The sequence below is a fragment of the Bacteroides sp. 4_1_36 genome, assembly GCF_003466325.1.
Classification (GTDB): Bacteria; Bacteroidota; Bacteroidia; order Bacteroidales; family Bacteroidaceae; genus Bacteroides; species Bacteroides uniformis.
Window position 1 is genome coordinate 125574 of sequence record NZ_QSOX01000007.1, and the last position, 12296, is coordinate 137869.

A 12296-nucleotide genomic window follows, 5' to 3' on the forward strand; every position below is an offset into this window, starting at 1 on the left:
GAATGTAATGAAGAAGAACCTAAACCTTCCCAAGAAGAAAACCGGAAGACTAAGAAACCTATTTCTGACGGTGTGCCTGCTGGCAAGTGTCGCCGCATCGGCACAGGAAAAAACAGTAACCGGTACTGTGACCGATGCACTGGGTGATCCGCTAATCGGCGCCACCGTATTGGTACAAGGAACCTCCAACGGCGTGATTACCGACATAGACGGCCGGTACTCCATCCAGGCCACCCCGGAGAACACATTGGATTTTTCATACGTGGGCATGGTAAAGCAAGCCATCAAGGTAGGCAGCCAGTCGATAATCGATGTCCGGATGAAGGACGATTCGCAAATGCTGGCCGAAACCGTGGTCATCGGTTATGGCAGCGCCAAGAAGCGGGACCTGACGGGCTCCATCACCAACATCAAAGGCGATGAAATCGCCAACAAGCCGGTGGTCAACCCCGTATCCGCACTGCAAGGCAAGATTGCCGGCGTGCAGGTGATAAACTCCGGCAAGGCAGGCTCCGACCCGGAAATCCGTGTACGCGGAACAAACTCCATCAACGGCTACAAGCCACTCTATGTGGTGGACGGACTGTTCAACGACAACATCAACTTCCTGAATCCGCAGGACATCGAATCCATGGAGATACTGAAAGACCCGTCGTCGCTCGCCATCTTCGGTGTGCGCGGTGCCAACGGCGTGATTATCATCACCACCAAGAAGGCGAAAGAGGGACAGACACGCGTCAATATCAACGGCTCGTTTGGTTTCAAGTCCATCACCGACAAAATTGCACTGACGGATGCCGAAGGCTTCAAACTGCTGTACAACGAACAGTTGAGGAATGAAGGCAACCCGGAATACAACTTCTCGGACTGGACGGGAAACACCAACTGGCAGGATGAAATCTTCCAGACCGGGTTCATCACCAACAACAACATCAGCATCACGGGTGCCTCGGACAAGAACAGCTTCTATCTCGGTGCGGGCTATGCTTACGAACAAGGCAATATCAAGCACGAGAAGTACAGCAAAATCACGCTGAACATCAGCAACGACTATAAAGTGACGGACAACCTCAAGGTAGGTTTCCAATTCAACGGGGCACGCATGCTGCCCGCCGACACGAAGAGTGTGGCTACGGCCCTGCGCGCAGCTCCGGTGGCGCATGTATTCAATTCCGAGTACGGCCTCTACACTTCACTGCCCGGATTCCAGAAGGCACAGATGAACAACCCGATGGTGGACGTGGACCTGAAGGCGAATACCACGAAAGCCGAGAACTACCGTGGCTCGGGCAATGTGTACGGCCAATGGGATTTCCTAAAACACTTCCAGTTCAAGGCCATGTTCTCCCTGGACTATGCCTCGAACAGCACACGGACATACACCCCGGTTATCCAGGTATATGACGCAAGCGTCGAGGGAGACATAGCCACGCTGGGCAACGGCAAGACCGGAGTGTCCCAAGCCAAAGAAACGGAAATGAAGGTACAGAGCGACTATCTGCTGACCTACACCAACTCCTGGGGAGACCACAGCGTGATGGCCACAGCCGGTTTCACCACCTACTACAACAAGCTCGAGAATCTGAACGGCGCCCGTACCCAAGGGGTAGGCCTGGTCATTCCGTACAATCCCGACAAATGGTACGTAAGTATCGGCGACGCAGCCACCGCCACCAACGGCAGTACGCAGTGGGAGCGCTCCACCGTGTCCGTGCTGGCACGCGTGCTCTACAACTACAAGGGCAAGTACCTGTTCAACGGCTCCTACCGCCGCGACGGTTCTTCCGCCTTCTCCTACACCGGCAACCAGTGGCAGAACTTCTACTCCGTCGGCCTGGGCTGGCTGATGAGCGAGGAAGCATGGATGAAGGACATCACCTGGCTGGATATGCTGAAACTGAAAGGCTCATGGGGCACACTGGGCAACCAAAACCTGGACCGCGCCTATCCCGCCGAACCGTTACTGACGAATGCCTACTCTGCCGTATTCGGCACCCCGTCCGCCATCTATCCGGGCTACCAGCTTGCCTACCTGCCCAACCCCAAACTGCGCTGGGAGAAGGTGGAAGCCTGGGAAGCCGGTGCAGAAGCCAACTTCCTCCGCAACCGCCTGCACTTTGAAGGCGTGTACTACAAGAAGAAAACCAAAGACCTGCTGGCCGAAGTGCCGGGCATCTCCGGAACCGTACCGGGTATCGGAAACCTCGGCTCCATCGAGAATTCGGGCGTAGAGCTGGCCCTAAGCTGGCGCGACCGGATAGGCGACTGGAACTACAACATCGGAATGAACCTTGCCACCATCAAGAACAAGGTACTGAGCCTCGTGCAGGAAGGCTACTCCATCATAGCCGGAGACAAGCAGCAGAGCTACACAATGGCAGGATACCCCATCGGCTACTTCTACGGCTACAAGGTGGAAGGCGTCTACCAGACCCAGGAGGAGATTGAGCACTCTCCCAAGAACACACTGGCAACCGTCACCCCGGGCGACCTGAAATTCCGCGACGTGAACGGTGACGGTGAAATCACCACGGCAGACCGTACGATGATTGGTAATCCTACACCCGATGTCACCTACGGCTTCACGCTCGGCCTGGGCTACAAGAACTGGGAGCTTGCCGTTGACATGATGGGACAAGGCGGCAATCAGATTTACCGTACCTGGGACAACTACAACTGGAGCCAGTTCAACTTTATGGAGCAACGCATGGACCGCTGGCACGGTGAAGGGACCAGCAACACCCAGCCGCTGCTGAACACCAAGCATACCATCAACAATCTGAACTCCGAGTATTACATAGAGGACGGCTCGTTCTTCCGCATCCGTAACGTGTCGCTGGCATACAACTTCGACAAGGCGCTGATTTCGAAGATAGGCATGCAGGCGCTGAAGCTCTACGTGAACATACAGAACCTGAAGACGTGGAAGCACAACACCGGATATACCCCGGAACTGGGCGGAAGCGCCATCGCCTTCGGGGTGGACGACGGCAGTTATCCGATGCCGGCGATTTATACGTTCGGATTTAATCTGACGTTCTAAAAGCCTCTCCCCTAAAAAAGAGTAACTTCAAACCTCCCCCGACTCCTTCAAAGGGAACGGGGAATGAAAAATATAAATTTATGAAACTGATAAAATACATATTTACATTGCTGGTGGGTGCAACAGCCCTCTCACTGACATCCTGCAACGACTTCCTGGACCGCGATCCGCTGGGGCAGTTCACGGAAGATGACTCTCCCAACGCCCTTGTAGGCGGGAAGATATTCAACGTCTACTACCTGATGCGCTCGTACGACATCACTGCCGGTATTCCTGCTTTTATGGTGCACATGGTGCGCAGCGAGGACTCCGAGAAAGGCAGTGATGCCGGCGACGGCAGCAACGAGGCCGCCATGTGGGACGACTTCGAATACACTGCCTCCAACGGCCCTCTGAGTGCCTATTGGGGACAGAACTACAAAATCATCTACCAGTGCAACGAAATCCTGGACGACATTGAGAAGAGCGGACACAAGGACGACACCGAAGCCATCCGCAACCGTGGCGAAGCGCTCTTTTTCCGTGCCTGGTGCTACTTCAACCTGGTACGCGCCTTTGGCGAAGTGCCGCTGGTCACCATCAAGGTAGTGGAAGCCTCCGATGCCAACGTGCCCAAGACCACGGCGGAAAAGATATACGAACAGATTGACAAAGACCTGACCGAAGCCGAAGAATGCCTGCCCCTGCGGTGGGACAGCGACTATACGGGACGGCTGACCTGGGGCGCCGCACGCTCCCTGCACGCACGCACCTATATGATGCGGAACGATTGGGACAATATGTACACAGCCTCCACCGAAGTGATAAAGTCGGGCATCTACAACCTGAATACACCGGTCGACAAAGTCTTCACCGTAGAAGGGGAGAATTGCGGTGAGAGCATCTTCGAACTGCAATGTGAAGCCACCGACGCCATGAAAGAGGACGCCAGCATCGGCAGCCAGTTCTGCCAGGTGCAAGGGGTGCGCGGAGCCGGCGAGTGGGACCTGGGATGGGGCTGGCACATGGCCACCTCACTGATGGGCAAGGCCTTTGAGCCGGGCGACCCGCGCCGGAACGCCACATTGCTCTACTTCCGTCACAGCACGGACGAACCCATTACACCGGAGAATACCAACCAGCCTTATGGCGAGTCACCCGTATCCACCGCCATGGGTGCCTACTTCAACAAGAAGGCCTACACGGACCCGACACTGCGCCGCAAGTACAGCCGTATGGGTTTCTGGGTAAACATCCGCCTCATCCGCTATCCGGACGTGCTGCTGATGGCTGCCGAAGCCGCCAACGAGAAAGGGCTAACGGGCGAAGCCGCCGGGTATCTGGAACAAGTACGCGCCCATGCCCGCGGCACACTGGCAGACGTGCTTCCGAAGGTAGAATCTGCCAGCCAGTCTGTGCTGCGTGACGCCATTCGCCACGAACGCCGCGTAGAGCTGGCACTGGAACCCGACCGCTTCTACGACCTCGTGCGCTGGGGCATTGCCAAAGAAGTGCTGCAAGCTGCCGGAAAGAATTACCAGGACAAGAATGCGCTGCTGCCTCTGCCCCAGACAGAGATAGACAAATCGAACGGAGTACTGGTACAGAACCCCGACTATTGATACCCGGCCAAAGGAAACAGCCGACCCAATCAATGGCAAAAGGTCTATTTCATAACTTGCTTTCAATCAAAGCATTGCTACTGCAAAGAGCTGCAAACTTTTTGCAGTGGCACTGCAAAAGTGTTGCAGTAGCACTGCACAACAGTTGCAGTGTTGCTGCAAAGCAGTTGCAGTAGCGCTGCAAATCGTTTGCAGTATCACTGCAGAGAAATTGCAGCACCGTTGCAAAGAAGTCATAGCGCCACTGCAATAGAGTGACGGCAATCTAAAAACAATGAAGGGAACATACTTACAAACAATTAATTCAATATGAATATGAAGAAAATTTTCAAGAGAACAAGTCTGCTGCTCGCGACCGCTTTAATAGGCGTCACCGTGCAGGCGCAGAAGTCTCCGCAGGACATGGACCGCTTCATCGACGCACTGATGCGCCGGATGACTGTGGAAGAGAAAATCGGCCAGCTCAACCTGCCCGTGACCGGAGAAATCACCACCGGTCAGGCAAAGAGCAGCGACGTGGCCAAGAAGATTGAGCAGGGGCTCGTGGGAGGGCTTTTCAATCTGAAAGGAGTGGCCAAGATACGCGACGTACAGAAACTGGCCGTAGAGAACTCCCGCCTGGGCATCCCCCTGCTGTTCGGCATGGATGTGATACATGGCTATGAGACCATCTTCCCCATCCCCCTCGGCCTCTCCTGCACGTGGGACATGGCAGCCATCGGGCAGTCTGCCCGCATCGCCGCCATCGAAGCCAGTGCCGACGGCATCTCATGGACCTTCAGCCCGATGGTGGACATCAGCCGTGACCCGCGCTGGGGACGTGTATCCGAAGGTTCGGGCGAAGACCCGTTCCTCGGAGGCGCCATCGCCCGCGCCATGGTGTTGGGGTATCAGGGAAAAGACCTGAACGACCAACTGACACGGAACGACGAAATCATGGCATGCGTCAAGCACTTCGCACTGTACGGTGCCGGAGAAGCCGGACGCGACTACAACACCGTAGACATGAGCCGCAACCGCATGTTCAACGAATACATGTACCCCTATGAAGCAGCCGTCCGCGCCGGAGTGGGTAGTGTGATGGCCTCCTTCAACGAAGTGGACGGCGTGCCCGCCACCGCCAACCACTGGCTGATGACAGATGTACTGCGCAAACAATGGGGCTTCAACGGTTTTGTGGTGACCGACTTTACCGGTATCTCCGAAATGGTGGAACACGGAATCGGCAACCTGCAGACCGTTTCCGCTCGTGCGCTCAACGCCGGTGTGGACATGGATATGGTGAGCGAAGGTTTCGTGGGCACGTTGAAAAAGTCGCTCATCGAAGGCAAAATAACCATGAAGACACTAGATGCAGCCTGCCGCCGCATCCTTGAAGCGAAATACAAGTTAGGGCTGTTCGATGACCCTTACAAATACTGCGACCTCAGCCGTCCCGCACGCGACATCTTCACCCGCGAGCACCGCGCCGCTGCCCGCCGGATTGCCGCCGAAAGCTTTGTACTGCTGAAGAACGAACCTTTTGAGGGACAAGGCAAGCAGTCTTCTCGTCCCGTCCTTCCCTTAGAGAAGCAAGGCACCGTCGCCGTCATCGGCCCCCTGGGCAATACCCGCAGCAACATGCCCGGCACCTGGAGCGTTGCCGCACGCCTGGACGACTATCCCTCTCTGTACGAAGGATTGAAAGAAATGACAGCCGGCCGGGTGAACATCACCTACGCCAAAGGCAGCAACCTCATCGGTGATGCAGCCTACGAGGAACGCGCCACCCTATTCGGCCGATCGCTGGGCCGGGACAACCGTACGGATAAGGAACTGCTGGACGAAGCTTTGAAGGTGGCCTCCGGTGCCGACGTGATTGTAGCCGCCCTGGGCGAGTCTTCCGAAATGAGCGGTGAAAGCTCGAGCCGTACCGACCTCGACATCCCCGACGTGCAACGCACCCTGCTGGAGGCCTTGCTGAAGACCGGAAAGCCCGTTGTACTAACCCTCTTCACCGGCCGGCCGCTGACGCTCACCTGGGAGCAGGAACATGTGCCCGCCATCTTGAACGTATGGTTCGGTGGCAGTGAAGCGGCATACGCCATCGGCGACGTACTGTTCGGCGACGTGAACCCAAGCGGTAAGCTGACCATGACTTTCCCGAAGAACGTGGGGCAGATACCTTTATTCTATAACCACAAGAATACCGGTCGCCCGCTGGCAGAAGGCAAATGGTTCGAGAAGTTTCGCAGCAACTATCTGGATGTGGACAATGAGCCGCTGTATCCCTTCGGCTACGGTCTCTCGTACACCACTTTCCGGTACAGCGACATCGCCCTCAGTACCCCGGTCATGGGACAAAATGGCTCCACCACTGCCGTAGTCACCGTGACCAATACCGGCAAGCGTGACGGCGCAGAAGTCGTGCAGCTCTATATCCGCGACCTCGTAGGCAGCATTACCCGCCCCGTACGCGAGCTGAAAGGCTTTGAAAAGGTGTTCCTGAAAGCGGGCGAAAGCAAGACCGTATCCTTCAAGATTACCCCTGAGCTGCTCCGCTTCTACGACTACGACCTCAACCACGTGGCCGAGCCGGGAGATTTCGATGTGATGATAGGTGGCAGCAGCCAGGCAGAAAAGACAGCCCGACTGACACTGAAATAAAATAAAATATTTAATATTGCACTCTAAAAACAAGAAAACATGAGATATACTACTTTACTCCTTTGTTTTTGCAGCATTCTGCTCCTTGGCAGCTGCAAGAGCCAGCCCTCCGCACAGAACGGACAGCCGCTGGAAGTGATGACGTTCAATGTCCGCCTGGATATTCCTTCGGACAGTGTAAACAACTGGAATTACCGCAAGGGTGACGCCTGCCGTATGATAGCCTACTACAGCCCCGACTTGCTGGGCATGCAGGAAGTGCTTCACAACCAAATGGAAGACCTAAAACGCGGGCTGCCGCAATACACAGCACTCGGTGTGGGGCGCGACGACGGCAAGGAAGCAGGCGAATACTGCCCGATATTCTTCCGGACCGACCGGTTTACACTGGTGGAATACGGCAATTTCTCCCTCAGCGAGCAACCCGAAACTATCGGCATCAAGGGCTGGGACGCTTCCTACAACCGTGTCACCACCTGGGCGATACTGCAGGAAAAGAACAACGGACAAAAGTTTGTATATTTCAACACCCATCTGGACAACGACGGAAAGACAGCCCGCAAAGAGGGCGTGCAACTCATTCTCGACAAAATCAAGGAGATAGCACCGGACATGCCCGCCATCATCACCGGTGACTTTAACTGTACGCCCGGTGAAGAACCTCTGCAAACGCTGGAAAAGGGAGGAATGGAAAATGCCGCAAAGACAGCTGCCGTCACCTACGGTCCGTCCTGGTCTTTCCATGACTTCGGCCGTCTGCCGGTGGAGGAACGCGTACTGCTGGACTATGTCTTCGTGACCAAAGGCGCAAAGATAGACCGCTACCGCGTTATCCAAGACAAACCGGAGAACAGCTACCTTTCCGACCACTGTCCTATACTTGTTGAATTGACCGTGCAATGAATATAGATAAGTAAATGATAAAAAAACAAGTAAGCATTGGTACAATGAAAATACAATACTGTTTATTATTGTTCCTGCTGTTGCTCGGTTTCACGCAATGCAAAAGCCCCGCCGCCAAAGAAGACCGGCTGAGCGACGATGCCCTGATGGACACCGTACAGCGCCGTACCTTCAACTACTTCTGGGAAGGTGCCGAGCCCAACAGCGGACTGGCACGCGAACGCATCCACATGGACGGTGTCTATCCGGAGAACGACCAGAACGTAATCACGTCCGGTGGAAGCGGCTTCGGCATCATGGCTATACTTGCCGGTATAGACCGCGGCTATGTCACCCGCCAGGAAGGGCTGGAACGAATGGAGAAAATCGTCTCCTTCCTCGAAACCGCCGACCGTTTCCACGGTGCCTACCCGCACTGGTGGTATGGCGATACGGGCAAGGTGAAACCCTTCGGGCAGAAAGACAATGGCGGCGACCTGGTAGAAACAGCCTTCATCATGCAGGCGCTGCTCTCCGTCCACCAGTACTACATCGACGGTTCGCCCGCCGAGCAAGCCCTCGCCGCCCGCATCGACAAGCTGTGGCGCGAAGTGGACTGGAACTTCTACCGCCAGAACGGCCAGAACGTGCTCTATTGGCACTGGAGTCCGGAATACGGTTGGGAAATGAACTTTCCCGTACACGGTTACAACGAATGCCTCATCATGTATATCCTTGCCGCCGCCTCGCCTACCCACGGCGTGCCTGCAGCAGTCTATCACGAGGGCTGGGCGCAGAACGGGGCCATTGTAGACCCTCATAAAGTGGAGAATATCGAGTTGCATCTGCGCTATCAAGGCACAGAAGCCGGACCGCTCTTCTGGGCACAATACTCGTTTCTCGGCCTCGACCCCATCGGGCTGAAGGATGAATACTGCGCCAACTACTTCGACGAGATGCGTAACCTGACGCTTGTGAACCGTGCCTACTGTGTCCGCAACCCCAAGCACTACAAAGGTTTCGGGCCCGACTGCTGGGGACTGACAGCCAGCTACTCCGTCAACGGATATGCCGCCCACGCTCCCAACGAACGCGACGACCAGGGAGTCATCTCTCCAACTGCCGCCTTGTCATCCATCGTCTATACCCCGGAACAGTCGTTGCAAGTGATGCGCCACCTCTACGAGATGGGAGATAAGGTCTTCGGCCCCTATGGCTTCTACGATGCTTTCAGCGAAACGGACAACTGGTATCCGCAGCGCTACCTCGCCATTGACCAGGGCCCGATAGCCGTCATGCTCGAGAATTATCGGTCGGGACTGCTGTGGAAGCTCTTCATGAGTCATCCGGATGTGCAGAAAGGGTTGAAGGAGTTGGGGTTCTCAACAGTCAGCAAGTAACTTACTATCATAAAAAATCCCCTTCTGAAACTTGTATTCTCTGATGAATAGCGAGGTACAAGTTTCAGAAGGGGATGTATTTACAACCTATTCACCGCCGCCACCGGAACCACTGCCACCGCTCTTCACATCATCATTGCTGATAGTGCGCGCAGCCTTTTTCACGCTTGCCTTCAACTCACCGATACGGTAGCTGACGCTTATGCCAAAGCGTTGGCGGCTGTACTTATAATTGCTTTCCCGTATAAAACCGCTGCCTTCGGTGGTGGAGCTTTGGTCCATATACTTCTTGAAGAAGTTGCTGGCAAAGGCAGACAAGGTGAGGCGCTTGTCCAAGAAGGACTTGTTGACGCTCAAGCCATAATCAAAGAAGCTGCTGCCCTTACCTTGCAGCATAATCCACGGCGTCTGTCCGAAGACATTCAGACTGATGCGCCAGTCATGGGGCAGCGTCTGCTGTGCACCGCCGTAGGCAAAGAGGCTCCAGCCATCGTTACGCATGCCTTCACTGCCCTCCAGATAAGAGTAATTGCCGCTCATGTTCATGTAGATACGTGTACGTGGAGTGGCATTCCAGTTGACGTAACCGTTCACACTGGCATAACGGGTCTTGCCGATGTTGGCATAGGTAGAATAAAGCACATCCTTGCCCGTGGGGTTCTTCAATCCCTCAATCTCCGTATCGGGCATGAGCCTTGTCACATTCTCAATACTGTTGTTGGTAAACGAGTAGCGGGCCGAGATATTGATATTGAACTTCTGTGTGAAGTTACTGTAACTCAAGTTGAAAGCATGGCTCTTCTCACTGTCCAGCTTCGGATTACCCTGGCTGATATAGGAGGGGTCCGTATCATTCAGATAAGGATTCAGAGACCAGATTCCCGGACGATAGATACGCATGTTGTACCCCAAACGCAGATTGGACATATCCGTCAGCTTGTAGCCGATAGAAGCGGAAGGCACTACGTCGTCGAAGTTCTTTGTGAAATCCTCGCCGCGGCCCACCAGATACTTCACATCTTGGATGGTATGCTCGTAGCGTAATCCCAAACGGCCCGAAAGTCTCTTCACCTTCAGTCCATATCCCAGATAGGCGGCGATAATATCGTTCAAATGCTTGTAGTGTGAGCTCTGGTCCTTGTTGTATTCATACTTTCCGGTATCGTCCGCATCAAAACGGTCGTCTTCGGAGGAGTTGTTGCGCAGAATGTACTTGGCACCTGCCTCCAATGTATGCAGCTTGCCGATAGGCGTGGTATAGTCGGCCTGGAACGTATGCTCCGTGGTATTCTGCTCACCGTCGTTATGCTGGTTCTTCAAACGGTTCAGATAGTCTGCCCAATCGGGGTTATAGCCATTGTCTATTTCATATTCCGTATAGGAATCCGACGTTTGCGGACGGGTGTTTATCTTGTAGGAGAACGTCAGCATGCGGTCCTTGACCTTGAACAGACGCTGGTAGTCGATACCTCCGTCGATGGAATACCAGGAAGACTTGCTGCGGTTGAAGGCAGAGTAGCTGTAAATGGGAGCAGCGTTTATGTTCTCTGGAAAGGTGGCGATGTAGTCCGTAGAGCCGTTACTCTTATTCCCACCGCCCCAAAGTCCGAAAGACATGGTAACCAAGCGTAATGTATCTATTTCGTAGCTGGCCTCCATGCTGCCCGACTGGAAAGAACCGTGTCCCTTGTTGCTGCCGTCATAGTCCAGATTGGAAGAATTCTCCGTAACAGCTTCCGGTGTCACATGCTGGCTACCACTGCTGTAGTTGCGGGGCTGGTCGTTGTAATTGTAATTGTAGCGGGCGCTGACGGTCAGCTTTCCGCTCTTTATGGTACCGAATGCCCCGCCGCCTGCACCGCGGTTGCTGACGTTGGCACTGAACGTAGCCGTATAGCCTTCGAGTCCGCTGCCCACGGTGACGATGTTCAGAATACCGCCCACACCCTCGGCGTCATACTTGGGGCCGGGATTGGTTATCACTTCAATATGCTTGATACTGTTTGCAGGCATACTTTTCAGCACTTCCGTCGGGTTGTTGCTCATCATGTTGTTGGGCTTTCCGTTGACATATACCTTAAAGCTGCTACTCCCGTTCACCTGAATATTGTCCTCGCCATCCACCGTTACCAACGGTACCTTGCGAAGCATTTCCAGCACGGAGTTCGACTGGGCGTCAGGGTCATCCTGCACATTGTACTCTATCTTGTCGATATCTGCCTTCACCAGAGGCTTCTGTGCCACTATTTCCACCTGCCCCAGCTCATTGGAGGCATCTACGATATACAGCGTGCCGAAGTCCACCAGCTTCTCCCCTGCCTTCACAGAAAAGTCCTTCACGATGGGAGTACGTCCCACGGAAGTGATGGTCATCACGAAGTTGCCCGTACCGGGTACTTTCTCCTGGAACTGGCCTTTCATGTCCGTTACCAGCATTTTCAGCGCCTTTGCAGGGGCCTCTTTCTTCACGATTTTAATGGTAGCATAAGGTTCACCCTCCTGGGTGAGTGAGTCGAGCAAAATTCCTTTAACCTGGAAAGAAGTGTTTGCCGTGTTTTGCGCTGCAAGCAGTCCCGAAATCATCAGCATCCATAGCAGCACAGTCCATTTTGTTCTCATTGCGTTTTTATATTTAGTGACTATTCATGTTTATTGTCTTGGTATTAGACGTTTCCCGTTCGAGTTTTGTCACAATGAATTCGGCAAAAATAGCCCCTTTTTCAT

At 54.3% G+C, this 12296-nt stretch carries 6 protein-coding genes; 5 read left to right on the forward strand and 1 reads right to left on the reverse strand.

What is annotated here, in order from left to right:
* The first annotated feature begins 7 nt into the window (after window positions 1–7).
* The 5 genes from DXD65_RS09100 (at window position 8) to DXD65_RS09120 (ending at window position 9572) form a co-directional block, all read left to right on the forward strand.
* The gene (locus DXD65_RS09100) at window positions 8–3043 is read left to right on the forward strand and encodes a SusC/RagA family TonB-linked outer membrane protein (protein WP_117887576.1); all 3036 of its coding nucleotides are present in this window, start codon (window positions 8–10) and stop codon (window positions 3041–3043) included.
* Between the two features lie 80 nt (window positions 3044–3123).
* Complete coding sequence (locus DXD65_RS09105) at window positions 3124–4644, forward strand: RagB/SusD family nutrient uptake outer membrane protein (protein ID WP_098031818.1); 1521 nt, start codon at window positions 3124–3126, stop codon at window positions 4642–4644.
* A gap of 315 nt (window positions 4645–4959) precedes the next feature.
* Window positions 4960–7290: a beta-glucosidase BglX gene (gene bglX, locus DXD65_RS09110; protein WP_117887577.1), complete on the forward strand. Its 2331-nt coding sequence runs from the start codon at window positions 4960–4962 to the stop codon at window positions 7288–7290.
* Between the two features lie 39 nt (window positions 7291–7329).
* Window positions 7330–8193, forward strand: a complete 864-nt coding sequence (locus tag DXD65_RS09115; RefSeq protein ID WP_008662722.1) for an endonuclease/exonuclease/phosphatase family protein — start codon at window positions 7330–7332, stop codon at window positions 8191–8193.
* Between the two features lie 44 nt (window positions 8194–8237).
* Window positions 8238–9572, forward strand: coding sequence for a glucoamylase family protein (locus DXD65_RS09120; protein WP_035447069.1), 1335 nt, complete (start codon window positions 8238–8240; stop codon window positions 9570–9572).
* An 87-nt stretch (window positions 9573–9659) separates the two neighbouring features.
* On the opposite strand, the gene DXD65_RS09125 is transcribed toward DXD65_RS09120, so the two are convergent.
* Window positions 9660–12191, reverse strand: coding sequence for a TonB-dependent receptor domain-containing protein (locus DXD65_RS09125; protein ID WP_008662721.1), 2532 nt, complete (start codon window positions 12189–12191; stop codon window positions 9660–9662).
* Window positions 12192–12296: the final 105 nt, after the last annotated feature.